The sequence below is a fragment of the Xenorhabdus sp. TS4 genome (assembly GCF_014467265.1).
Lineage (GTDB): Bacteria > Pseudomonadota > Gammaproteobacteria > Enterobacterales > Enterobacteriaceae > Xenorhabdus > Xenorhabdus ehlersii.
In genome coordinates this window covers 1-24,929 of sequence record NZ_NKHQ01000078.1, presented here as the reverse complement: position 1 = coordinate 24,929, position 24,929 = coordinate 1, and the positions used below count along the sequence as shown (strand labels likewise).

Below are 24,929 nucleotides of genomic sequence, written 5' to 3'. Positions count from 1 at the left end.
GTGCAAACTAAACACATGGTCGCTTTCGAAGATGAACTGCGCTCACACCCACTGGCTCAGAGAGCACTCAGTGCACATCCACTTTCCACAGAACAAAAAAGGATCTGGTTACTGACTCATTTATCTGATGCCAACATGATGCCCATTACTGCTCGCGTTCAGGTAAACGGGCATGTAGATATTGCAACAGTGCAAATTACTCTCAGTCAGTTAGTGACCAAGGCTGAAACCCTGCGTAGCCTGTTCATTGAAGTGGCAGGTCAACCCGTCAGGCTATTAATGCCGACAGGACAGGTACAATTTGAATTTTTCAATGCAACCCCCTCTGAGTTTGAATCTGAGCTTATCATCAAACAACTTCAGCAACCTATTGATGTCAGTGAAGGCCCATTACTGCGCATTTTCATCAACAAATTCTCTGAAGAAAAATATGATGTTGTTTTGGCTGGTCACCCCATCTCTCTGGATGAAGTCTCACTAAGACTTATTGCAGAATTGATATTTTTACCAGCAAGTGATTTGCCTTCGTTATCGGCTGGTGATTTGACGGCTGCATTTCAGGCAGAACAAGTTCGCTTAGACGATGAAGCAGTCAGAAGCACAATTTATCAATGGGGACAAAAACTGCAAGCTCCAGCCGCAACCGAAATCCCGATTGAATTTCCTCGACCAGAGATCAAACTGACACAACGTAAAATCCACAAAATACAACTCAGCAAAGCATGGCAGACAAAAAGCCCAGAACATTTTATCTCTTGCTGGCTCGCCGTGTTGATGCGCTGGCAAGGTTCCCATGCTGCCGTTTGTGGCGTTAAGGTTCGCGATCCTTCTCTTTCTGCTGTTATCGGGCCATTGCAAACATTCCTGCCCATTCGGGTTGATTTGGCCGAAAACGGTACACTGGGGGATATCAGCCAACAGGTCGCTGAACAGTTGGCCGCGGAAAACAAAGTGTCATTTTCCAGTTTGTTGGAAATCTGCCCACCCAAAAGGGATCTGAGCCGAACACCTTACTTCCAAACTGGCTTGAGATATGTCGAAACCAGGCAATATCCCGATTTAAACCGTAAGATCGAGCTGGTGGAATGCTCGCCACTGTTCTCATCCAATGACCTTGATCTCTACATCACCTGCTATGAGAGAGAACAAGAGATGACGCTGGTAATGGACTATGACTGCAACGTTTTGACCAAGAAATTGGTCGATACACTGGAAGAAGCGTTAACAACACTGCTATTTGCTCCCCCTGATCAGTGTCTTGAAACTGCATTGTTGATATCAGACAAAACGCGGGAAAATATCTTGGCAGTTTCACAGGGCAGCAGAACACCAGCCTTGAATGCAACACTCTCTGATTTGGTTGCTGAGACGGTAAAATCAGCGCCGGACAACATCGCTATCGTGGATGATACTCAACAGTTGAGTTATGCAGAATTATGGAATCGCTCTGAATCTGTGGCTGCGAATATTCAATCACACGTTGCACAATCAAAACTAATTATTGCCGTATGCCTGCCCAGAACGGTTGATTTCGTTACTACAGTATTAGGTATATTACGTTCAGGTCACGCATTCCTGCCCCTTGATCCACGCCTGCCCAGTGACCGAATCCGCTTTTTATTGGAAAACAGCGGTAGCTCATTGGTCGTCACTTCACAAGGGCAGATCACCAGTGACTGGCCCAAAGTGCCTATACTTTGCATGGAAGACCTTGATACTTCAATTAGCTGGCAAGCCCCTGAAAACTTGTCAGACAAAGATGCCGCTTACATTATTTACACCTCTGGCAGCACCGGACAACCCAAAGGGGTACTCGTTGAACATCAGCAAGTGGTCAATAACTTAATATGGCGTCAACAAACTTGGCCTCTGCATCCGCAAGATAACGTCCTACATAATCATTCATTCAGTTTTGATCCCAGTATCTGGGCACTATTCTGGCCTCTCACCAGCAGCGCCACCATTGTGCTGGCAGATACGGCAGCAATGGAAGATTCAAACATCCTGATCAACCTGATTAAACAACATCAAATCAGTATATTGGGAGGTGTACCCAGCTTGCTAGGAGCCTTGGTCGATCATCCCCAGGCAGAAAGTTGTCATTCCATCCGGCTTGTACTCAGCGGCGGTGAAGCACTGAATTCAGATTTGGTACAGAGGTTCCACACCGTTTGGCAGGCCAAGGTCATTAACCTGTATGGGCCAACAGAAACAACTATTGATGCACTGGCTTATGCTGTTCCGAATGATATTTACGACCCTATTCCCATCGGTTATCCCCTGAACAATGTTGATGCCTTTGTCGTTGATCCTGATCTTAATCTCGTCCCCTGTGGTGTTCCTGGCGAGATCATGATTACCGGCAAAAGTCTGGCTCGCGGTTATCGGAGTAAACCGATGGAAACCGCCCTGCGTTTCCTGCCCAATCCTTTCGGTACAGGGCGTCTATATGCCACTGGAGATATAGGGCGTCGTTTGTCTAATGGCGCGATCAGTTATCTGGGACGGCGTGATCATCAAGTAAAAATCCGCGGGCATCGCATTGAACTTAACGAAGTTGCCCATGTAATACGTCAGGTTTTGGATATCAGTGAAGTGATCGTTTTTGCGATTGATGCAGGAACAGAACAAGCAAGACTGATTGCAGCAACAGACCAAAAAACAGAATGGGATGCTAACAAGATCCTCTCGCAATTATTCCAACATTTACCGACTTATTTAGTACCAGCACAATTCCTGCTGATGGATAAGTTACCCAAAACCACCACCGGAAAAGTGGATCTGTTAAAACTAGCTGAATTGGCAACACCAACTAAAACGGAGACTACCACACTCAAGGGACGTGATCCCCTGTCAAAACTGGAAGAATCCGTCATGCAAGATTTTGCTCAGGTACTAGGCTTGTCAGAAGTCACACCTGATACCGATTTCTTTGTTCAAGGTGGTACATCCATTCTCTTAACCCGATTGGCGGGTAAACTGGCCACACTGCACCAAGTTCAGATCCCATTACATGAATTTTTCCGGGTTCCTACGCCCGCTGCGGTGGCAGAAGCCATAGAAATTTATCGGCGCGAAGGTTTGTCTTCCCTCCTTGCCCGTCAGCATGCACAAACCCTGGAAGGCGATATCTGGCTGGATGACAACATACAACCTCTGGGACTGCCACATGCCAATTGGTATCTGCCTGAATTAGTCTTCCTTACCGGAGCAACAGGTTATTTGGGGTTATATCTGATCGAACAACTCCTGAAACGGACATCCAGCAAAATAATCTGCCTGTGTCGTGCTAAAGACAGTGAACATGCCAAAGAACGGGTTATTGAAGGCCTGAAAAAATATCGCATTGAAATTGAAACCGAACTGCAGCGGGTCGATTTTTGGGTCGGTGATCTGGCGCTTCCCCACTTCGGCCTATCCGATAATCAATGGCAATCACTAGCCAACCATGTAGATGTGATCTACCACAATGGTGCTTTGGTCAACTTTGTTTATCCCTACAGTGCACTAAAAGCCACCAACGTAGGTGGTACTCAAACAGTCTTCGAACTCGCCTGTACAGCCAGATTAAAAAACGTCCACTACGTTTCTACTGTGGATACTCTGCTGGCGACACACATGCCACGACCATTCCTGGAAAATGACAACCCATTGAAGTCCGCCGTTGGCGTTCCGGCTGGCTATACGGGCAGTAAGTGGGTAGCCGAAGGGGTCGCCAATCTCGCTCGCCAGCGAGGTATTCCCGTAAGTATTTTCCGTCCTGGATTGATTCTGGGACATACAGAAACAGGTGCATCTCAGAGTATCGACTATTTATTGGTTGCACTACGCGGCTTTTTGCCAATGGGCATCGTGCCGGATTATCCACGTATTTTTGATATCGTACCGGTAGATTATGTTGCTGCCGCCATTGTGCATATTTCACAGCAACCACAAAGTCGGGGTAAATTCTTCCATCTCTTTAACCCAGACCCCGTCTCCATTCGCCAATTCTGCGATTGGATCCAGGACTTCGGCTATAAATTCAAGATAGTGCCTTTTGAGGAAGGTAGAAAACGCGCTTTAGCCGTTCCACCCGGTCATCACCTTTACCCATTGATCCCTCTGATCAAAGATGCCGATCCCAAACCACATCGGGCACTTGATCCGGCTTATAGGCATGAAGTGAACCCAGAATTAGAAGGACAGCAGACGTTTGAGTTACTGGCATCCTCAGACATCCCCCGTCCAATTACCATGAAAGGATATGCCCACAAGATCCTGAATTATCTGATTGAGACCGATTTCCTGATAGCACCAGAAACTCTACAACACCAGACACAGGAACAGAAATAACATGAGTCAGTCATCTTTCCCGATATCAAGCAATCCTTTCATTCTGGGCATACCTGAAGACTTACCCGTGGACGAACAAGGTTTGCAGTCAGCAAAAATGCTGGCAAGTCAAGTTATAACACAAATTGAAGCAGCACAGGCTTATCGGAGCTTGACGACGTTCATAAGCACATTAAACAAAATTCACCAACAACTCCCTCAGGTTTCCGATGGCGTCGTAGTGGATGATCCCCGAGAAAGTCAGGAAAACAGAGATAATGATAAAGCGTTCTGGATTGAGAGGCATCGGGGAGAAAGCACCGCTCTATTAATCAAAGCTACACTGGAAGCCACCGTGCAGGTCTGTGAATTAGTCGAGCGTTGGGGCACCAACTTGAGCCAAGACGAGTGGAATCAGGTCATCTCTACCGTCGATGCTATTTTGCATACGATTATCGAGCCACGCAGTATGCCGCAAACCAGGAACTATTCATTGGCCCTCCCTGCTCGGCAAGAAGATCCAAACATGCCCTTTAGACGCTGGGTAAGAGGACACCTGCTGTTTATGGTGCTCTGCCAGGGAATGAGCCTGTCCCTCAACCTGATGACAAGGGCCGCCCAGAATAACGATATAGAACTTGCTCATGCACAAGCCAACCGAATTATTCAATTGATGGATATCTCTCGGATCACGCTTGAGTTCGCTACCGATCTCAATCAAGAACAATATCTAAGCGAAATCCGGCCGACATTAATGCCGCCCATAGCACCTCCCAAAATGAGCGGCATTAATTGGCGTGATCACGAAGTATTGGTTCGCCTGATGCGCCAGTCGACACCAATCTGGAGTTTTATTGAACAAACACATCCCAAAACTGTTGAGCGCATGCGCTCGGTGCTGACTGAAGTTTACACCGCTCATCGTAGCGTTTGCGAAAAATTTGTGGGGGAAAGCAGCAGTAGCCTACTCGCCAGAAAAAAAGCGGCTACCCCTGCCGGCCAAATTCTGGAAGGGCTTAAAAAAACTCGGATGAGATCCCTGGATACAAGCTCCCTGACCCCAGATGAACACAAAAAATAATCCCAGCATGCCATTTATTAAGGAGACCAATATGGCAACTTTTCTTGGTGAAAATGACTCCGTGTTGTGCCTTGTCGTTACTAACGCCAACAAACAATATTCAATCTGGCCAAGTGGGCGGGAACTCCCGTCTGGATGGTCTAAAGAAGGGTTTGAAGGATCACGTAGTGACTGTCTGAAATACATCGACCTCGTATGGACAGAGCCTACGGCTTATGGCTCGACACAGTAATAGTAAAAACAGTAGTAAAAACGTTATATGCCGACCCAACCATTAACCTATAACAATATTATTATTAAGGAATTAAGATATGACATCTACCCATCGCTCAGTTGACTATACAAAGCCTGCTCAACTTGATATGGCGGGACTCAGTTATCTCCTATTTAGTCATGCGGCATTCCAATATCTTAGAGCAGCTTGTGAGCTTAATTTGTTTGAAACGATCACAGACCTTCATGAACCTACGAAGGAAAAAATCAGAACAGCGTTGGGTTTGGAAGAGCGAGCAACAGATATCTTGCTATTAGGTGTCACCTCATTGGGTATGTTGACAAAAGACAACGGAATTTACAGAAATGCTGAGGTCCTGGAAGAACTCATGAGCACGGCTGATTGGCAACGCTTTAAAGATACTGTGGCATTTGAGCAGTATATTGTCTATGAGAGCCAGCTCGACTTTACCGAATCTCTGCGGGCAAATAACAATGTCGGTTTACGGCGTTTTCCAGGCACAGGTCGTGACCTTTACCACCGTATGCACCAACATCCTGAACTTGAAAAAGTTTTCTATAAATATATGCGCTCTTGGTCTGAACTTGCCAACAAAGATTTGATTAAACACCTTGACCTGTCCAACACACATCGTCTGCTGGACGCAGGTGGTGGCGATGCAGTCAATGCTCTTGCCCTGGCACAGGCCAATCCTCACCTGCATGTGACCTTGCTCGATATAGAATCAGCGTTGGCAGTTCCCAAATCCAAAATTGCAGCAGCAGGGCTTGGAGACAGAGTTGAAGCCAAGGCGTTGGATATCCTGCATGATCCTTTCCCAACAGGCTACGATTGCATCCTTTTCGCCCATCAACTGGTTATTTGGACACTGGAAGAAAACATACGCATGTTGCGCAAAGCCTATGATGCCCTGCCAAAAGGGGGACGGGTTGTGATTTTCAACTCAATGTCAAACGATGAAGGAGATGGCCCTGTTGTTGCTGCGCTAGACAGCGTTTACTTCGCCTGTCTGCCCGCTGAAGGAGGGATGATTTATTCTTGGGAACAATATGAACACTGCCTGAATGAAGCCGGATTCAAAGATCCACAACGCATCCGCATTCCAGGCTGGACGCCACATGGCATCATCATTGCCCATAAATAATTATTACCTATAAAAGACTGAGGGTATAAATCACATTAAGTCATCCAGCCTCTTAAAGCCGGATGACTTTTTGCCACACATTCAACACGATACCCATTTAACAACATGCTCAATGAAAGGAAACAACAATGGACACGCAAAGTGACAACAACACACCTCAACAAATTAGACAGATCTTATACAGTCAATTGATATCCCAAGCTATACAGACTTTCTGTGTCCTCAATTTGCCCGATTTAATTGACACGTCTAACAGCTCAATTGAACAATTAGCAAACCAAACTCAAACCAATCCGGCCGCTCTGGCGAGACTACTTCGGGCGCTGACCCAATTTGGTCTCGTCACCAACACGGATGGAGAATTTGCTTTAACCTTATTAGGTAAGAGCCTAACAAGACAAGCAGTCGCCTCTGCACAGCCAACTGCATTGCTGATCAACGGAGAAATAGGGCAGGCCTGGCGTGGTATAACAGAGACTATCCGTAGTGGAAAATCCAGCTTTGAAGAGTTCTATCACGCTACCCTGTTCAAATATCTTGAAGCCAATCCAGAAAAAAGAGCTATTTTCGACCGTTCACAGGATATGGGATTAGAATTGGAAGTCCCTGAATTATTAGATCATCTTGTCATTGGTGAATCAGAAACCATTTTAGATATTGGGGGAGGATCAGGCTATCTACTCACGCGAATATTAGAAAAATGGCCGAACAATCAGGGGATTCTCCTTGATTTACCTGTCGCTACAGAGATAGCTCGGAAGAAATTGGCTGAACAAGGAAAAACGGGGTTATTCCAAATCATCGCAGGTGATTTTTTCAAAGCATTGCCTGAAAATGCCAGTATTTACCTGCTGTCACATGTACTCCATGATTGGAGCGATGACAATTGCAGAAAAATATTATCAACGTGCCATCGAAATATGCCTAAAAAGGCCATACTCATCATTATCGATTTATTAGCCTCAGACATAGAAGACACAAATGCAAATAAAACTGCTGCCATGATGGACTTATATATGCTGTCTCTTTTTGGTATTTCTGGCGGTAAGGAACGCACGGAAAAAGAATTTAGAGAATTACTCGGACAAGCTAATTTTACCGTTAAAGAGATCACCCAATTACCCAGTGGCAACGGCATTATATATGCCACACCCAAGTGACGCATGGCGCCAATAAACTCGTAACACTAATAAACCAGTAACACCATAATGCGAATATACAATGACACATCTTACTTTATAGATTATAAAGAACACGGCCTAATCGACCTGATAATTTAGAGCCTAAGGGAATAGGCTTTATAAAACTAATTTAATAATGTTATTAAATTGGCTGAAATTAATTAATGAAACTTTTTACTTGTCAAACAGGGTTAATTAGCCAAAGTTTTAATTGTAATGTGTAACTATGAGGAAAAATGATGTCAAAGCTCATTTATTTTGTCGCTGCAACAATGGATGGTTATATCGCAACGGAAAACCACGAGTTGGATTGGCTCTATGAATTCACACTTGGCGATGATGCCACCCCGTATGATGATTTTTACCGTGGAATTGGCGCGGCCATTATGGGTGCTGAAACTTATGAATGGATCATGAAAAACTCAGCGGATGACTGGCCCTATAAAGATATTCCGTCATTTATTCTTTCTTCAAGAAAACTATCCATTCCTGTAGGGATCAACGCGGTAGTCACCCAAGAATCCCCTAAGTCCATCGCTTCCAAGGCAAGACTGGCAGCAAAAGACAAAAATGTCTGGGTCGTGGGAGGAGGAAAAACAGCTGCATATTTTGCTAATGCAGGTGAATTGCAACAATTGTTCATTACAACCATTCCCGTATTTCTGGGTTCTGGCGTTAATGTTCTGCCAATTGACCAAAAGACTAAAGTGGTTCCTAAGATGCAGCGATTATTACAAAGTGGTGCTATCGAAACCTTAATGGACGTAAAAATGAGCTAAGTATTAGCACTGCGTGTGACAGTACTTGTTCTTGCCAAGAAACTGTTATCACGCAGCCTATTGACAACACTGGGGAAACAACATGACTCGTATCATTTTGAGCCTGATTTTAGTCGTTGTTCTTGGTTTATCTGTATATCAAGGTGTCAGCATGGTACAACCGACAACGATGACCACCTTACCAACTAAAGAAACAGGATATTTAAACGTACAAAAAGCGCTCAGTATCATTGCAGCCAAACCACATCCTACAGTATCCACACAGCAAGAACAGATCCGCCGCTATTTACTCACAGAAATTCAAGCAATGGGATACCATGTTATCGAACAACCGTTCCTGTTCACTATCGATGAACTTGTTGCTCGTCAGGAAAAAATCTACTCACAACTTGATGAATACCAACGCCGCGCATTTGATGCAGAACTAGCACGAGTCGGTGCCAAAACTTTTGAAGAAGAAGTGCGCATCCGCTCAGGGCTAAAACAGGGAAACTCCGCTTACGGCACCAACATCATTGCTAAACGAACTTCTCCTGCCGCTAAAAACACGATATTGATTGTCGCGCATTATGACAGTGTGGGCACCTCTCCTGGAGCAGGGGATGATGGCATGGCTGTTGCCTCCATGTTGCAGCTAATGCGGGATCTGACCCAAGTAACGACGATAAAAAATAATGTTATCTTCTTACTAACCGATGGTGAAGAGTTAGGTTTATTAGGCGCAAATTATTTTGCCAACCAATTGACCGATGAAGAGTTACAATCGATTAGCCTTGTTTTGAATTTTGAAGCAAGGGGAAATCATGGTATTCCTGTATTATTTGAAACCTCTGCTCAACCTTATGCTCTGATGACGGCATTAAATAAGAATTTAAGCAACGTCACTGCATTCTCATTTACCCCTTTGATATATGATATTTTACAGAACGATACTGATTACACGGTATTTAAAGAAAAAGGGATAGCCGGACTGAATTTTGCAGTCGTACAAGGCTTCGAACATTATCACAGAATGAGCGATACGCTAGAAAATCTTTCCCCTGAAACCTTATTTCAATACCAGAATACCGTGAGAAAAGTGGGTTATTATTTTATCGTACAGCAAGATATGGAACTACTGGGACATAATAAAGATGCAGTTTACTTTCCGTTGCCCATATACGGGTTAGTTATAATTCCCTCCGATGTCACCGCTGTCCTTGGTATCAGCATTTTAATTCTTTGTTTATTCTGGGGAAAACATCTTTTTCACCATCAGATGAATCGTAATGTAAAAAAATCTTACAGACAGATCCCCTTTATTTTTATTGGATTACTCTGTGCAATAATTTCCATAAAAATACCCGCCCTGTCTTATTTAATTACCATCCCGTGCCTATTTTTATTAATTTCACACATTATTCTATTTAAATTTAATCGATTTTATCTCGCGCTCATTATCACAACATTAGGAATATACTTTTCAAGCCTCTTATATACGCCTGTGGTTTACCTGATCAACAGCGGATTACAAAGCTTACTATTTGCTTTCATTATAGCCTTAATACCGACAATCATATGGAGTATCAATTATTGGTGCTTATGGAGAGCAATACCTCATTCATTCACGAAAAACCGATAGATAACAGGTTAAAATTCCCGTGGATCTGTTTTTCCAACCACACCATTCACACGGATATCATCGAATTGAATAACATTCTGCGCCGCCACCGGGCGCAGATCCAAGTTGTGACTCGCTAGGGTACGGATCTTTCTTTATTTTACCAAGCCATCGATGGCATGAACCTATAAGTCACATCTATTAATTACTGAAAAAACTAAAAACCCGATAATAATAAGTACTACGAATATAAAAAACCCTTTAATTTCAAATCAATGGCCTAAAATGTGATCTAAAACTCAAACAAAGCAACTTTTCATATTCAAAATATAAAAATCTGTCTAGGATTAACCTGCTATTACTTCAGTCTATTCATTATCTCATCATGAGAGAAATAATTCTGTTAATCGCAAAACTCCATTATTTATAACTCCTGCCACACCAAGGAGAAAGGCATGAAGAAAAAACAAATAAATCAAAAGGATATTGATAATCTTATTACCTTGATTGGTGGTAAAGAAAATATCGCTTCCGTCAGTCATTGTATCACCCGCCTCAGATTCGTTCTTAATACACCAGAAAATGCCGACGCCAAAGCCATTGAAGAGTTACCAATGGTCAAGGGATGCTTCACTAATGCCGGACAATTTCAGGTCGTGATTGGGACAAATGTGGATGTCTATTATAAAGCTCTGCTTGAAACCACAGGGAAACAATCCGTTAATAAAGAAGAAGTTAAACAAGCTGCTCGCCAAAATATGAAATGGTATGAAAATGCAATTTCACATTTTGCTGAGATCTTCTTCCCCCTACTGCCAGCCCTGATCAGCGGCGGTTTAATCCTCGGTTTTCGTAACCTGATCGGCGATATCCCGTTTAGTGAAGGCAAATCGCTCGCGCAACTCTATCCTGTCTGGCAGAGTATTTATGATTTTCTCTGGTTAATCGGTGAAGCTGTATTCTTCTACCTCCCTGTAGGTATCTGTTGGTCTGCCGTCAAAAAGATGGGCGGAACACCCATTCTGGGGATTATTCTCGGTATTACCCTGGTTTCCCCACAATTGATGAATGCCTACCTGCTTGGGCAACAAACGCCCGAAGTCTGGAATTTCGGCTGGTTTACCATTTCTAAAGTCGGTTATCAGGCACAGGTTATTCCTTCCCTATTAGCTGGCCTGACGTTGGGGTGGATTGAAACCCGGCTGAAAAAATGGGTACCAGACTATCTCTATCTTGTGATTGTCCCTGTGGCTTCTCTGGTACTGGCTGTCCTCCTTGCCCACGCCCTGATAGGCCCTGCCGGACGTGCTATCGGGGATGGTGTTGCCTGGGTTGTTAAAAGTCTAATGACGGGTAGCTTTGCCCCTATCGGAGCCGCCTTGTTTGGTTTCTTCTATGCTCCACTGGTTATCACGGGTGTACACCAAACAACACTGGCCATCGACCTGCAAATGATCCAAAGCACCGGAGGAACACCGATCTGGCCTATTATTGCGCTATCTAATATCGCACAAGGTTCTGCCGTTCTCGGCATTGTCTGGGCAAGCAAGAAACAAAAAGAACGCGAAATCTCTGTTCCTGCGGCAATTTCAGCCTATCTGGGCGTAACCGAACCCGCCATGTATGGTATCAACCTCAAATACCGTTACCCCATGTTCTGTGCGATGATTGGCGCAGCTCTGGCTGGACTGGTTTGTGGACTCAACCATGTGATTGCTAATGGTATCGGCGTTGGCGGAATACCAGGAATTCTTTCTATCAAGCCACAGTTCTGGATGATTTATCTGATTGCCATGCTCATCGCTATTGTTGTGCCATTCTTCCTGACTGTTCTGGCTTATCGCAAAAATGAACGCAAGGCGCTCTTACCCAATGAACAGGCCAATTAATTTTGTAGGTATCTATTTATGACGGAACAAAAACCATGGTGGATGGATAGCGTTATCTACCAAATTTATCCAAAAAGTTTTCAGGATAGTACCGGTAGCGGTACGGGAGATATCAACGGGATCACCCAACGGCTGGATTATTTACAGCGACTCGGCGTTGAGGCCATTTGGATCACGCCGATTTATCCCTCTCCGCAGGTTGATAATGGCTATGATGTCGCTGATTACTGTGCTATCAATCCTGATTATGGCTCCATGGAGGACTTTGATAATTTGGTGCAAAATGCCCATCGACGTGGCATGCGCATTATTTTGGATATGGTTTTCAATCACACTTCAACCCAACACCCGTGGTTCCAGGCGGCACAGGACATTAATAGCCCTTATCGCCAGTTTTATATCTGGCGGGATGGTTCTGAAGATTCCCTGCCCAATAACTGGAAATCCAAATTCGGTGGTAATGCGTGGCAATGGCATGCAGAGAGTCAACAATATTACCTCCACCTGTTTGCGGTTGAACAAGCCGATTTAAATTGGGAGCATGAACCGGTTCGCGCTGAGCTGAAAAAAATCTGTGAATTCTGGGCTGATCGTGGCGTTGATGGCTTGCGTCTGGATGTCATTAACCTTGTCTCAAAACAGCAAGATTATCCTAATGATGATCACGGCGATGGCCGCCGATTCTACACCGATGGCCCGCGGATACATGAGTTTCTGCAAGAAATGAGCCGTGATGTTTTCCAGCCTAAAGGATTAATGACCGTTGGTGAAATGTCATCCACCAGCCTTGAGAACTGCCAACGCTATGCTGCCCTGGACGGAACAACGCTGTCCATGACGTTTAATTTTCACCATCTAAAAGTTGACTACCCAAATGGAGAAAAATGGACTCGGGCAAAACCAGATTACGTTGAACTGAAAAAGATTTTCGCAACATGGCAGCAGGGTATGCACCAAAAAGCCTGGAATGCGCTTTTTTGGTGTAACCATGATCAGCCGCGCATTGTTTCTCGGTTCGGGGATGAACACCAACACCATAAAACATCCGCTAAAATGCTGGCGATGGTGTTGCACGGTATGCAAGGCACGCCTTATATTTATCAGGGCGAAGAGCTGGGCATGACAAATCCTCACTTTACGCGCATTGAAGATTATCGGGATATCGAAAGCTTGAATATGTATCAAGAGCGTATTGAGAAAGGTGTGCAACCAGAGGATATACTGGCGATTTTGGCGCAGAAATCCCGTGATAACAGCCGAACCCCCATGCAGTGGGATAATTCAGCAAGCGCTGGTTTTACCACCGGAACACCGTGGATTGCGCCTTGCAGTAATTACTCAGAGATCAACGCCGAAACCGTCTTACAGGACGAAGATTCCGTCTTCTATTGCTACCACAATTTGATTAAATTGAGAAAGCAACAGCCCATTCTGACATACGGTGATTACCTGGATCTGCTGCCAGAACACCCTTCACTGTGGTGCTATCTGCGTCGTTGGCAGGATCAAACCTTACTGGTTATTGCAAACCTAAGCGATGAAACTCAACTTTGGTCTCCAGAACCTGCTCTTTTAAGCAAAGAATGGCAGGTATTGATGAGCAATTACCCATCACCTGCAACGGTAGATCATGAGATTAAAATTAAACCTTATGAATCAATATACTTAATATCCAAATGATAATATTATTGATATATCGTCATTTGGCATAATGAATTATTTATAAAATACTTAAAATACCCTACCTCACTAAAAATAAAACGAGGTAGGGTATTTTCTTTTAAAGACTCATGAAATGCATGTATATTAATGGCGCACCCACAAAATCCATGCCATACTTTTTTAATCTCAAACAAGGAGTATGCCATTATGTTTTACTCAAGATACTTAACTTATTTGGGGATCATCAGCCTACTATTATCTGCCTTTGCACAAGCAAAAGTACCATCTCAACAATTATCTCCAGACCAGAAAAAATACCTGCAACAGCAGATTAATGAGCAAGTTACAGATAAATCTGCACTACCAATGGTAGAAAGTTGGTCAGATACCAAAAAAGTGGCAGAGTTTATTTGTCGTCCTTTTGCCTTACCCATCATTAAGAAATATCACAAAGATGCTGATAAAGTTTTCCTCGGTGTGGTTTCAGAAGATAGTATAAGACTCAAACACCCTTCTGAGTTGGTCGGTATCGGTATGTATAGGACGGATGATGGCTGGCACGACATTCGATTTTCCTGCAAATTAGATGCAACTGGTAAAGCCCGATCATTCAAGTTCTTTCCCATAAAGGAGAATTAAATGAAATATCTCTGGCTTATGTTACTTATCTTCTCCCCACTCAGTTTTGCTGCCAGTTTTGACTGTGCCAAAGCCAAGGCACCGGATGAAAAAGCAATTTGTTCAGACCTAAAGCTAAATGATTTGGATGTGGAATTAAATGTGAAATATCACTTTCTGCGAGGGTTATTTGCCATGGGCGTATCTGGTGAAATGTATGATAACCAAACTGCATGGCTGAAACAGCGCCAAAAGTGCAAGGGTGATACAGCCTGTTTGCTGCAAAGTTACCACCAACGCATTCATCAACTTGATACACTGTATAATTGGATAGAGAAACCGATTTGATAATAAATAATTAGGGTTCCAAGGAACGGAGCGTAATACAACTTCCAATCAATAATAATCGTTAATATTTATTATAAATATCTGGACGAACTATCTGCCAAACACCGTTTTCATGATTAACGGGAGAGTAGCCAAATTTTTCATATAACCAAGGTGCTGTTGACGTCACAAGCATAATTCTTCGTAATTTCTGCATAACAGGATGGGATTGGCAACACGTTATCAACCAGCGGCCTAGTTGTTGTTTTTGATACTCCTCCAATACATAAACATCACATAGATAGCCAAACGTTGCAAAATCCGTTACGAGCCTGGCAAATCCTATTTAAATGTCAGGCTGTTTTCAATAGCAGACCGTACTGTTTCGAGATCAATACCTTCCGCCCAACGAGAATGTGTAAGAAATTGGTGGATAGCGGTGATATCTAACAGCGATTTGTCTGTTGATACTTGGTAATTTTCTTTCTGCCAATGAAAGTGTTGCGCCATACTTTTATTCTCCGACATTTTTATCCTACAGAAACCCAGTAATGTGTACTACTGTGTGAGTACTAAACGAGAGAGCCAACCTATCAGCCCGAATAATGTGATAAGAAATGCAGCCTGACCTGGAAACATTCCCCATTGAGAAGCAAACATTGGTACTTGAGTAATAAAAGCGGCTAACACAATCCCAACGCAACCTTGCATCAACATCAGCATACTTATTATGCTTACTTATTTGAATGGAAAAATTGAGTTAAGCGGAGGGTAATTGGCGGAAGATCACAGGAGTCGAACCTGCCGAGGGCCGCTGGCGGCCCCACCGGGGACGATGATCTTCCATTAATGAAACTGATGAAGAGCAGGGATTATAGCGCGTCTCCAAGAATATCTAAACTTCTCCGTGACTTCACAGATCTCTGATAGAAAAAGAGCCTAATTATTCGCATAAAAGTGCAGCATTAGCATTGAACTCACGGTATCTTATCCCCATCTATCGTCAACAACCCATTGGGATGCGGGGCTGGTTTCAGCCTATACCTAAATATACATATAAGGCGCTCATTATGACTAATCCGCTACTGACATCTTCTGCATTGCCTGATTTCTCTGCAATCGAACCAAAACATGTCGTGCCTGCTGTGGAAGAGACGTTAGCCAATTACCGCCAATTAATTGAGAAGATTTTATCCGAAAACTCCGCTTTTACTTGGGATAATCTGTGCCAACCCATTTCAGAAGAGAAAGATCGGCTTTCCCGTATGTGGTCGCCAGTCGAACACCTGAATGCGGTCAAGAATAGTCCAGAGCTTCGCGAAGCCTATGAGCAAAGCCTGCCCTTGCTCTCTGAGTTCGATACCTGGTTGGGGCAACACAAGGGGTTATATCAAGCCTACAAATCCCTGAGAGATAGCCAAGCCTTCATGACCCTTTCCCTGCCACAGTGCAAGGTTGTTGAAGATACTTTGCGTGATTTTGAATTGACCGGCATTGGCTTGCCAGAAGAGAAACAGAAGCGTTACGGTGAAATTACTGCCCGTTTATCTGAGCTAGGGGCAAAGTTCGGCAATAATTTGCTGGATGCCACTATGGGGTGGACCAAGCTGATTACCGACGAGTGCGATCTGGCCGGTCTGCCTGAAAGTGCCAAAGCCGCAGCCAAGGCCGCCGCCGAAGCCAAGGGGCTGGATGGGTGGTTGTTGACACTCAATATGCCAAGTTATCTGCCGGTCATGACCTATGGCGATAATCGTGAACTGCGCAAAGAAATGTATTACGCCTATACAACCCGTGCTTCCGATCAAGGGCCAGATGCCGGAAAATGGGATAACAGTGAAGTGATGGCGGAACTACTCGCATTACGTCATGAACTGGCCCAATTACTGGGATTCAAGAACTATGCTGAAAGTTCGCTGGCGACCAAAATGGCTAAAACACCTCAGCAAGTACTCGATTTCCTGAACGACCTGGCCAAACGTGCCCACCAACAAGGTAAAGAAGAGTTGGAAGCACTCACTGACTTCGCCAAATCTCACTACGGTGTTAATGAGCTGGAAGCGTGGGATCTGACATATTACAGCGAGAAGCAAAAGCAGCACGATTTCTCCATTGATGATGAACAACTACGTCCTTACTTCCCTGAACAACGAGCGCTGGAAGGGCTGTTTGAAGTGGTTCGCCGCATTTATGGCATCACTGCCAAAGAGCGCCATGGTGTAGATACATGGCATCCTGATGTTCGTTTCTTTGATCTGTATGATGATAAGCAGGTATTGCGCGGCAGTTTCTATTTAGATCTTTACGCCCGTGAACATAAACGCGGTGGCGCATGGATGAACAGTTATGTTGGCAGAATGCGTCATGCATCTGGTGAATTGCAAAACCCTGTCGCTTATCTGACTTGTAACTTCAACAAGCCAGTCGGTGATCAACCCGCCCTGTTTACGCACAATGAAGTCACAACACTGTTCCATGAATTTGGGCATGGCCTGCACCACATGCTGACCGAGATTGAAGCCTTGGATGTTGCTGGCATCAGTGGCGTACCGTGGGATGCGGTAGAGTGCCCAAGCCAGTTTATGGAAAACTGGTGCTGGGAGCCGGAAGCATTGGCATTTATCTCCGGTCACTATCAAACTCAGGAACCGCTGCCACAAGAGATGCTGGATAATATGCTGGCAGCCAAAAACTATCAGGCCGCAATGAGAATTCTGCGTCAGCTTGAGTTTGGACTGTTCGATTTCCGTCTGCATGTGGAATATGATCCAGCTAAGGGGGCGCAAATCCTGGAAACGTTGCAATCAGTGAAAAAACAGGTTGCGGTTGTGCCATCACCAGATTGGGGGCGCTTCCCACACTCCTTTAGCCATATCTTTAATGGTGGCTATGCAGCAGGTTATTACAGTTATCTGTGGGCGGATGTGCTGGCAGCCGATGCCTATTCTCGCTTCTCAGAAGAGGGAATTTTCAATCGCACAACCGGTCAGTCATTCCTCAACAACATTTTGACCCGTGGCGGCTCAGAAGATCCAATGACTCTGTTTGTCCGCTTCCGTGGTCGTGAACCAGAACTGGATGCAATGCTGAAGAGCTACGGCATCGGCGGATAAAACCAGTGAAGATTTGTTTGATTTGTGAAGAAAGCGCTGATCGCAGCGCCTTATCGCGATTGGCTGAACGTTGGAATCTGATCCACGATGAAGAATCAGTCATGGCATTAGTACTGACTCCCGAACGACTGGAATTGCGCAAGTGCGATGAACCTAAGCTGGGCGGGATTTATGTCGATTTTGTCAGCGGTACAATGGCACACCGTCGTCGCTTTGGTGGTGGTCGTGGCGAAGCCGTCGCGAAAGCAGTCGGCATCAAGAAAGATTATTTACCCAATGTTGTGGATGCTACCGCTGGATTGGGACGCGATGCTTTTGTACTGGCTTCTATCGGTTGTCATGTCAGGATGTTAGAGCGCAACCCAGTGGTAGCCGCATTGCTGGATGACGGCCTACAACGTGGCTATCAGGATGAAGAGATTGGCGGCTGGCTGAAAGAGCGCATGACGTTGATCCATGCCTCAAGCATTACAGCTTTGACGGATATTACACCGCCGCCAGATGTGGTTTATCTTGATCCTATGTATCCACATAAACAAAAAAGCGCGCTGGTCAAAAAAGAAATGCGGGTTTTCCAATCGCTGGTCGGAGCGGATGAGGATGCTGATAGTTTGCTGGAACCTGCCCGAACATTGGCAAAACGTCGTGTTGTAGTGAAACGACCAGATTATGCAGAACCACTGGCAGGTGTTAAAGCTTCCGCTGCAATTACCACCAAAAACCACCGTTTCGATATTTATCCTTGTTAAAAAAATAAACCCCATGTTCTGAATGGGGTTATTAATTACAACGAATCATGTAGTTAGACAATAAATTAATTGCATAACTACCTAACTACACAACACCTTGTGACAACATCGCATTCGCCACTTTGACAAAGCCAGCGATATTTGCACCTTGTACGTAGTTAGTTTGTTTCTCTTCTCCACCATATTCTACGCAAGCCTGATGGATATCGAGCATGATGTGATGTAAACGAATATCCACTTTCTCTGCTTTCCAATTCAAACGTGCTGCGTTCTGTGCCATCTCCAGACCCGAAGTTGCCACTCCACCCGCATTAGCCGCCTTACCCGGTGCAAACAAAACGCCTGCTTCAAGGAAAGCCGTAGTAGCCGCAATTGTCGCCGGCATATTGGCGCCCTCCGCAACCGCTTTCACACCATTTTTAATCAATGTTTTTGCTGCTTCCAAATCCAGTTCATTCTGCGTCGCACAAGGCTGGGCAATATCCACAGGAATAGACCACGGATCCTGGCCTTGAAGGAAAGTCAGTCCACGCTCTTTGGCATACTCTTCTACACGGCCGTAACGCTGGTTTTTGATCTCTTGAAGATGAGCCAGTTTCTCCGGTGTAAAACCATCTTCATCCAATACCGTACCGCCTGAATCCGATACTGTGACGACTTTTGCCCCCAGTTCCATACATTTCTCAATAGAATACTGGGCGACATTTCCCGCACCAGACACAGATACCCGCATACCTTCAAGTTCCATACCATGCCGTTTGAGCATTTCATGGGTGAAATAAACCAGCCCATATCCGGTGGCTTCAGGGCGGATCAGGCTACCACCAAAAGAAAGACCTTTACCCGTAAAAACGCACGCCGTATTGTTCGACAGTTTTTTCATCATACCCGCCATAAAACCTACTTCACGGCTGCCTACGCCAATATCTCCGGCAGGCACATCGGTATCTGGCCCCAGATGCCGGTACAGTTCTGTCATCAATGCCTGACAGAATCGCATAATTTCACCGTGGCTTTTCCCTTTGGGATCGAAATCAGAACCCCCTTTTCCGCCTCCCATCGGCAGCGTTGTCAACGCATTCTTCAATGTCTGCTCGAAGCCTAAAAATTTCAGGATAGAAAGATTAACAGAAGGGTGAAAACGCATCCCACCTTTAAATGGCCCAATAGCAGAGCTGAACTGAACCCGCCATGCGCGGTTAACCTGTACTTTCCCGTGATCATCCACCCAGCAAACGCGGAATTGGATAACTCTTTCCGGCTCCACTAGGCGTTCCAATAACCCTTGCTCACAATATTGCGGGTTTTGTTGCAGAAAAGGCCAGAGAGAGGTCAACACTTCTCGTACTGCCTGTAGGTATTCTGGTTGATGCTGATTACGGGATTGAACCGAATCAAGAAATGAAACTAAAGATAATGAAACATTCATTTGGGCTTCCTTTTTGTCATTCAGATGTGATGACCCCCTGCCATTTCCCATATTATTTTTTTGTCGAAAATGTGAGGTAATTACGGTTTGCTTTCTGAATATAGCACTGTTCTATGCTTAAATTTCAACAACTATTTTTTATATATTTTCTCAAAAATAACTTTGACAATTTCTAAACCAGTTTCATTATCTTTTCTGAGGATAAAAAAATCGCCTGCATAAGCAGGCGATTTTACGGAATAAAATATCAACCGAAGATTATTCTTCGTCACGCAAAGGTACAATCAACATATCAACATGAACGGTGTTAATAAGCTGGCGAGCTGAAGACATCAACTTACTCCAAAAGTCCTGATGGTGACCACATACAACCAGATCCATATCGTATTGCTTAATAGCATCCACAAGGACTTGTCCTAAATCACCACTGCCACTCAACGTTTCCTGAATGGGGTAATCTGCACTAGCAGAGAGTTCTTTCAGGGAATTACGGGTTTCATCCGCGATACGCTCCTGCATATCACCAAGATTTACGTCAATCAGGCCGGTATAAAGATCAGAGTAGTTAACATCAACATGGATCAGGGAAATTTTGGCATTGTACGGTTTCGCCAATGATACAGCTTTTTCCACCAAAATCTGACTTTCTGGAGATAAATCAACCGCAACAAGAATATGTTTGTAAGCCATAAGAACTCCTTCCATAACGTCGATTAAATGGATTGGCAACATTAAACGCCATGATTCGATGTTTATACTATAACCGCTCAATGTGTCTTTTGAGTGTTGTTTTGATCACAACTTATTGTTTTATTTCTCGCAGTCTGGCCACAATAGCGGATTATATGCCTTACGATAATACCCGCTGAGCACTGTATTTTTAACTAATATTTAATATAGTCATTATTCAAATAAAAACGTTTCCGGTTGGTTTCTTCTTTTGCTGGCAACTATTGCTGCCACGATCAGGAGGGGGAAGTATGTTCAATACCACGGCACTATTTTGGGCAGTTTGTCTTATCTGCATTGTTAACATAATGCGCTACTTTTCTTCGCTCCGTGTACTTCTGTCAATTTTACGCGAGTCAGATCCAATGTTGTATCAAACCGTTGATGGAAATGGTTTTTTTAAAGCTAATGGTCAATTCAATAAGCAGATTCGGCTCGTGCGTTATATCAATTCACAAAGTTATATCAACCATCACGACCCTGATGTCGTCTTGTTATGCGAAAGGATGAGAAAACAATTTATATTGACAGAAATGCTATGTGGCGTTGTTCTGCTATGTCTGGTAGCGATGATGATCTGAGATAAAATAAAAAAGGTTGGCTTGCAATAACGAACAGCCAACCTTTTTTCTAAGATGTGATTAGATCAGTTTCAGGGCGATCCAATACAGTAAGCCCGACAATGCAATGGAAATCGGCAACGTCAAAACCCACGCCAACATGATATTCTTGATAGTCTTGCTCTGCACACCACCACCATCAACCAGCATCGTCCCCGCTACCGCAGAAGAGAGCACTTGTGTCGTGGATACCGGCATACCGGTATAACTGGCAACACCAATAGAAACCGCAGCAGTCACCTGCGCAGAAACACCTTGGGCATAAGTCATGCCTTTTTTGCCAATCTTCTCACCGATAGTCACAGCAACACGTTTCCAGCCAACCATTGTGCCCAAAGATAAGGCAAGAGCCACGGCAACAATGATCCATAATGGCGCATATTCCACGGTACTTAGCAGATCTTTACGCAGCTTATTCAGGAAACGTGCATCTTCAAGGCTGGTTTCTGGCAGCTTAGCCACAACGTTGGTCGTATCAGCGGCGCACATCAACATACGGCGCATACTGTTACGTTGATCCGGCGTTAACTCGTTGAAATTTTGAATACTCGCCAACATGCTTTCAGCCTTGTTCAGCACCACTAATGCGCGTGAACTATCGCAATGGAACGTCATATCTAGCTGATCGTCAACAGAAGAAACGGCTGGATTCAGCTCAATCGCATGAGTCAGCGCTGGAGTATGCTGCCCATAATACTGCTGCAAGTGGACAACGGCATCACGAGTACGTGCAATATCATAACTGGTTGAATTCATATTGACGACAAACCCTGCAGGCGCAACGCCAATCAGAACCAGCATAATCAAACCAATTCCTTTCTGACCATCGTTCGCTCCGTGGGAGAAACTCACACCAACAGCAGAGAGGATCAGGGCAGTACGTGTCCAGAATGGGGGTTTACGTTTGCCATCCTGTTTTTCACGCTCAACAGGCGTCATATGGATACGACGACGTTTTTTTGTACCACTCCAGTAGCGACGCAGTAAAAACACCATCGCTCCGGCAATGATCAGGCCAACAAGAGGAGACAGAATCAAGGACATGAAAATCTGTATCATCTTCGGAATATTCAACGCATCAACCACTGAAGAACTGGTCACTATCGCATTAGTCAGGCCGATGCCGATAATAGAACCAATCAACGTATGGGAACTGGATGCAGGAATGCCGAAATACCACGTACCTAAATTCCAGATGATCGCCGCCAGCAGCATGGAAAAAACCATAGCCAAACCGTGAGCTGAACTGACATTTAGCAGAAGATCCGTAGGTAGTAGATGCACAATCGCATAAGCGACACTTAACCCACCAAGGAGAACACCCAAAAAGTTAAAAACCCCTGCCATCACAACAGCGAGCTGTGAACGCATTGCCCGGGTATAAATAACAGTTGCTACTGCGTTTGCGGTATCATGAAACCCATTGATGGCTTCATAGAAAAGCACAAACAACAGAGCAAGCACTAACATAAGGCCGGTATAAAATTCCAGGCCAGTAAACAGATGTAGCATAAACGTTAAGCCAGTTAGTAGGACATGAACGCGCGCATTATCAGTGACAAACGTTAGCGGGAAAAGAGAAATATGACCTTTTTTTGATTTAATGATGGTCAAATGGCATAAAAATCCTTGCATTTATTAACTATATCAAAGAGTTATTTAATTTTAATATTTTGATATTTTTTTGATGAAAAATAACTTTTTATCGTAGAAAGTTAAACCAAATGCCTATTTTTCTCCGTAGTTCGTGAACAGAGCCCTCACAATGCAGTGAATTCCCACAATTAACTCGGCTAAAAGAGACAAATGAATGGAAAAATTTGATGTAGTTATTATTGGTGCTGGCGCTGCCGGCTTATTCTGTGCTGCACAAGCAGGGCAAGCTGGATTAAACGTTCTGGTACTGGATAATGGCAAAAAAGCTGGTCGCAAGATTTTGATGTCCGGTGGAGGGCGCTGCAATTTCACCAACATGTATACCGAACCAACGGCATACCTTTCCGCCAATCCCCATTTTTGTAAGTCAGCACTTGCTCGCTATACCCAGTGGGATTTTATTGATCTTGTACAACGCTATAATATCCCTTACCACGAAAAAACATTGGGACAGCTTTTCTGCGACAACTCCGCGCAACAAATCATAGACCTGCTTTTGAAAGAGTGCGAAATAGGGCAAGTAACGATTCGATTGCGCAGTGAAGTTACCCATGTCGAAAAGAAAGAGCAGGGTTTTGTCATTACAGTAACAGGAAGACAAGTAAGTGCACACTCACTTGTTGTAGCCTCCGGTGGTTTGTCCATGCCTGGCCTGGGAGCTTCTCCTTTGGGCTACCGCATTGCAGAGCAATTTGGACTCAACATCCTGCCTACACGTGCAGCATTAGTTCCCTTTACCCTGCATAAACCACTACTGGAACAACTTCAAACGCTTTCCGGCGTTTCAGTTCCTTCTGTCGTGACCGCAAAAGATGGTACCGTATTCAGGGAAAACATTCTGTTCACCCATCGCGGCCTTTCTGGCCCAGCTATTTTGCAGATTTCCAGTTATTGGCAACCTAGTGAATATGTGAGTATTAACTTACTTCCTGACACAGATTTCGAGAATTTTCTGGATAAGGAACAGGAATCTCATCCCAACCAGAGTTTGAAAAACACACTGGCTAAATTACTGCCCAAACGTCTGGTGGAATGTTTGCAGTCCCTTGGGCAATTGCCGGAACTGTCCCTGAAACAACTCAATCCCGCACAGAAAAAAGCGCTGATCACAACCCTGCAATGCTGGCAGGTACAACCCAATGGTACGGAAGGCTATCGCACAGCGGAAGTGACTCTTGGCGGCGTGGATACTCACGAGTTGTCATCAAAAACGATGGAAACCCATAAGGTGAAGGGATTGTACTTTATTGGTGAAGTGGTCGATGTAACCGGTTGGCTTGGTGGATATAATTTCCAATGGGCATGGAGTTCGGCGTGGGCTTGTGCGCAGGCTTTGGTGTTGTGCAGAAATTTTTCTGAAGAAGGCATTTAGTTGAATGGAGTTGATATTCCCTAAAAATTGAGAATATTGGACAGAACAACACCCTAAATACTCATACATCAGTTTGACATTCAGGGTGAAGTTTTGGGGTAGCTATTGGAGCAAATTAGAAACGATAGCCAACGCCAACTGTCCACGTTCCTGTTTTAGCCTGGCTTAAATCAGAATATTCGTAGGAAACATCAACAGCTACACTTGGTATCGGGTTAAATTGTAATCCTGTACCGTAGGCAACAGCTGTTTTCTTTTTACTTACACTTGGTTGTGCAGTCAAACGAGCTTTACCTTCAACTTTAGCTGCACCAATTAAGGCATAGGCGCTGGGTCACGCTCTCAATGATTAGATATTGTGATAAACTCCCTGCTTTTTATTATGGAGTGAGAGATGGCTAAAGTGGATGTGGTTTGTCGTTACTGTCATA

The 24,929-nt window shown here is 44.4% G+C and carries 19 protein-coding genes, 1 tRNA gene and 1 pseudogene; 15 read left to right on the top strand and 6 right to left on the bottom strand.

What is annotated here, in order from left to right; translation table 11 throughout:
- The 11 genes from Xets_RS15830 (at window position 1) to Xets_RS15780 (ending at window position 14,851) form a co-directional block, all read left to right on the top strand.
- Window positions 1-4,335 (top strand): amino acid adenylation domain-containing protein, encoded by a 4,335-nt coding sequence (locus Xets_RS15830; protein ID WP_187652085.1) that lies wholly within the window; start codon window positions 1-3, stop codon window positions 4,333-4,335.
- Between the two features lies 1 nt (window position 4,336).
- A complete protein-coding gene (locus Xets_RS15825) occupies window positions 4,337-5,395 on the top strand; it encodes a hypothetical protein (RefSeq protein ID WP_099131828.1) in 1,059 nt (352 codons plus the stop codon).
- A gap of 31 nt (window positions 5,396-5,426) precedes the next feature.
- The gene (locus Xets_RS15820) at window positions 5,427-5,627 is read left to right on the top strand and encodes an MbtH family NRPS accessory protein (protein WP_099131829.1); all 201 of its coding nucleotides are present in this window, start codon (window positions 5,427-5,429) and stop codon (window positions 5,625-5,627) included.
- Window positions 5,628-5,706: 79 nt separating this feature from the next.
- Window positions 5,707-6,774, top strand: a complete 1,068-nt coding sequence (locus Xets_RS15815) for a methyltransferase (RefSeq protein WP_099131830.1) — start codon at window positions 5,707-5,709, stop codon at window positions 6,772-6,774.
- Between the two features lie 128 nt (window positions 6,775-6,902).
- Entirely contained in the window at window positions 6,903-7,934 is a 1,032-nt protein-coding gene (locus Xets_RS15810) for a methyltransferase (protein WP_099131831.1), read from the top strand.
- A gap of 260 nt (window positions 7,935-8,194) precedes the next feature.
- The gene (locus tag Xets_RS15805) at window positions 8,195-8,734 is read left to right on the top strand and encodes a dihydrofolate reductase family protein (protein WP_099131832.1); all 540 of its coding nucleotides are present in this window, start codon (window positions 8,195-8,197) and stop codon (window positions 8,732-8,734) included.
- A gap of 82 nt (window positions 8,735-8,816) precedes the next feature.
- Complete coding sequence (locus tag Xets_RS24810; protein WP_255430674.1) at window positions 8,817-10,355, top strand: M28 family metallopeptidase; 1,539 nt, start codon at window positions 8,817-8,819, stop codon at window positions 10,353-10,355.
- Window positions 10,356-10,789: 434 nt separating this feature from the next.
- Window positions 10,790-12,223 carry a PTS trehalose transporter subunit IIBC gene (treB, locus tag Xets_RS15795; protein WP_187652084.1) on the top strand — a complete coding sequence of 478 codons (1,434 nt, stop codon included), beginning with the start codon at window positions 10,790-10,792 and terminating at the stop codon, window positions 12,221-12,223.
- Window positions 12,224-12,241: 18 nt separating this feature from the next.
- Window positions 12,242-13,903 (top strand): alpha,alpha-phosphotrehalase, encoded by a 1,662-nt coding sequence (gene treC / locus Xets_RS15790; RefSeq protein WP_099131834.1) that lies wholly within the window; start codon window positions 12,242-12,244, stop codon window positions 13,901-13,903.
- A 189-nt stretch (window positions 13,904-14,092) separates the two neighbouring features.
- Window positions 14,093-14,524, top strand: coding sequence for a hypothetical protein (locus Xets_RS15785; protein WP_099131835.1), 432 nt, complete (start codon window positions 14,093-14,095; stop codon window positions 14,522-14,524).
- Complete coding sequence (locus tag Xets_RS15780; protein ID WP_099131836.1) at window positions 14,525-14,851, top strand: lysozyme inhibitor LprI family protein; 327 nt, start codon at window positions 14,525-14,527, stop codon at window positions 14,849-14,851.
- 61 nt (window positions 14,852-14,912) lie between these two features.
- On the opposite strand, the pseudogene Xets_RS15775 reads toward Xets_RS15780, so the two are convergent.
- Both Xets_RS15775 and Xets_RS15770 read right to left on the bottom strand, forming a co-directional pair.
- Window positions 14,913-15,340 (bottom strand): annotated as a pseudogene (locus Xets_RS15775) (GNAT family N-acetyltransferase).
- 266 nt (window positions 15,341-15,606) lie between these two features.
- Window positions 15,607-15,675 (bottom strand) — tRNA-OTHER (locus Xets_RS15770).
- Between the two features lie 225 nt (window positions 15,676-15,900).
- Here Xets_RS15770 and prlC point away from each other — a divergent pair.
- Window positions 15,901-17,943: an oligopeptidase A gene (gene prlC / locus Xets_RS15765; RefSeq protein WP_099131837.1), complete on the top strand. Its 2,043-nt coding sequence runs from the start codon at window positions 15,901-15,903 to the stop codon at window positions 17,941-17,943.
- Window positions 17,944-17,948: 5 nt separating this feature from the next.
- Window positions 17,949-18,692 (top strand): 16S rRNA (guanine(1516)-N(2))-methyltransferase RsmJ, encoded by a 744-nt coding sequence (gene rsmJ / locus Xets_RS15760; protein ID WP_187652083.1) that lies wholly within the window; start codon window positions 17,949-17,951, stop codon window positions 18,690-18,692.
- 85 nt (window positions 18,693-18,777) lie between these two features.
- On the opposite strand, the gene gdhA is transcribed toward rsmJ, so the two are convergent.
- Complete coding sequence (gene gdhA, locus Xets_RS15755) at window positions 18,778-20,121, bottom strand: NADP-specific glutamate dehydrogenase (RefSeq protein ID WP_187652082.1); 1,344 nt, start codon at window positions 20,119-20,121, stop codon at window positions 18,778-18,780.
- 258 nt (window positions 20,122-20,379) lie between these two features.
- The gene (uspA, locus tag Xets_RS15750; RefSeq protein ID WP_099131840.1) at window positions 20,380-20,811 is read right to left on the bottom strand and encodes a universal stress protein UspA; all 432 of its coding nucleotides are present in this window, start codon (window positions 20,809-20,811) and stop codon (window positions 20,380-20,382) included.
- Between the two features lie 290 nt (window positions 20,812-21,101).
- Here uspA and uspB point away from each other — a divergent pair, with 290 nt between their 5' ends.
- Window positions 21,102-21,431, top strand: a complete 330-nt coding sequence (gene uspB / locus Xets_RS15745) for a universal stress protein UspB (protein WP_187652081.1) — start codon at window positions 21,102-21,104, stop codon at window positions 21,429-21,431.
- Window positions 21,432-21,491: 60 nt separating this feature from the next.
- Here the strand turns inward: uspB and pitA are convergent, their stop codons facing one another.
- Window positions 21,492-22,982, bottom strand: coding sequence for an inorganic phosphate transporter PitA (gene pitA / locus Xets_RS15740; protein ID WP_099131918.1), 1,491 nt, complete (start codon window positions 22,980-22,982; stop codon window positions 21,492-21,494).
- Window positions 22,983-23,280: 298 nt separating this feature from the next.
- On the opposite strand from pitA, the gene Xets_RS15735 reads away from it, so the two are divergent.
- On the top strand, window positions 23,281-24,498 hold the full coding sequence (locus Xets_RS15735) for an NAD(P)/FAD-dependent oxidoreductase (RefSeq protein ID WP_099131842.1): 1,218 nt from the start codon (window positions 23,281-23,283) through the stop codon (window positions 24,496-24,498).
- Window positions 24,499-24,613: 115 nt separating this feature from the next.
- Here the strand turns inward: Xets_RS15735 and Xets_RS15730 are convergent, their stop codons facing one another.
- Window positions 24,614-24,814: an Ail/Lom family outer membrane beta-barrel protein gene (locus Xets_RS15730; RefSeq protein ID WP_187652111.1), complete on the bottom strand. Its 201-nt coding sequence runs from the start codon at window positions 24,812-24,814 to the stop codon at window positions 24,614-24,616.
- Window positions 24,815-24,929 lie beyond the last annotated feature (115 nt).

What these genes read in the sequence shown, in the direction of transcription:
- treC (WP_099131834.1), top strand. Translation starts at nt 12,242, where the DNA reads ATGACGGAACAAAAACCATGGTGGATGGATAGCGTTATCTACCAAATT.
- pitA (WP_099131918.1), bottom strand. Translation starts at nt 22,982, where the DNA reads ATGCTACATCTGTTTACTGGCCTGGAATTTTATACCGGCCTTATGTTA.
- uspA (WP_099131840.1), bottom strand. Translation starts at nt 20,811, where the DNA reads ATGGCTTACAAACATATTCTTGTTGCGGTTGATTTATCTCCAGAAAGT.
- prlC (WP_099131837.1), top strand. Translation starts at nt 15,901, where the DNA reads ATGACTAATCCGCTACTGACATCTTCTGCATTGCCTGATTTCTCTGCA.
- Xets_RS15805 (WP_099131832.1), top strand. Translation starts at nt 8,195, where the DNA reads ATGTCAAAGCTCATTTATTTTGTCGCTGCAACAATGGATGGTTATATC.
- Xets_RS15825 (WP_099131828.1), top strand. Translation starts at nt 4,337, where the DNA reads ATGAGTCAGTCATCTTTCCCGATATCAAGCAATCCTTTCATTCTGGGC.
- treB (WP_187652084.1), top strand. Translation starts at nt 10,790, where the DNA reads ATGAAGAAAAAACAAATAAATCAAAAGGATATTGATAATCTTATTACC.
- Xets_RS15780 (WP_099131836.1), top strand. Translation starts at nt 14,525, where the DNA reads ATGAAATATCTCTGGCTTATGTTACTTATCTTCTCCCCACTCAGTTTT.
- Xets_RS15815 (WP_099131830.1), top strand. Translation starts at nt 5,707, where the DNA reads ATGACATCTACCCATCGCTCAGTTGACTATACAAAGCCTGCTCAACTT.
- Xets_RS15820 (WP_099131829.1), top strand. Translation starts at nt 5,427, where the DNA reads ATGGCAACTTTTCTTGGTGAAAATGACTCCGTGTTGTGCCTTGTCGTT.
- gdhA (WP_187652082.1), bottom strand. Translation starts at nt 20,121, where the DNA reads ATGAATGTTTCATTATCTTTAGTTTCATTTCTTGATTCGGTTCAATCC.
- Xets_RS24810 (WP_255430674.1), top strand. Translation starts at nt 8,817, where the DNA reads ATGACTCGTATCATTTTGAGCCTGATTTTAGTCGTTGTTCTTGGTTTA.
- Xets_RS15735 (WP_099131842.1), top strand. Translation starts at nt 23,281, where the DNA reads ATGGAAAAATTTGATGTAGTTATTATTGGTGCTGGCGCTGCCGGCTTA.
- Xets_RS15810 (WP_099131831.1), top strand. Translation starts at nt 6,903, where the DNA reads ATGGACACGCAAAGTGACAACAACACACCTCAACAAATTAGACAGATC.
- Xets_RS15785 (WP_099131835.1), top strand. Translation starts at nt 14,093, where the DNA reads ATGTTTTACTCAAGATACTTAACTTATTTGGGGATCATCAGCCTACTA.
- uspB (WP_187652081.1), top strand. Translation starts at nt 21,102, where the DNA reads ATGTTCAATACCACGGCACTATTTTGGGCAGTTTGTCTTATCTGCATT.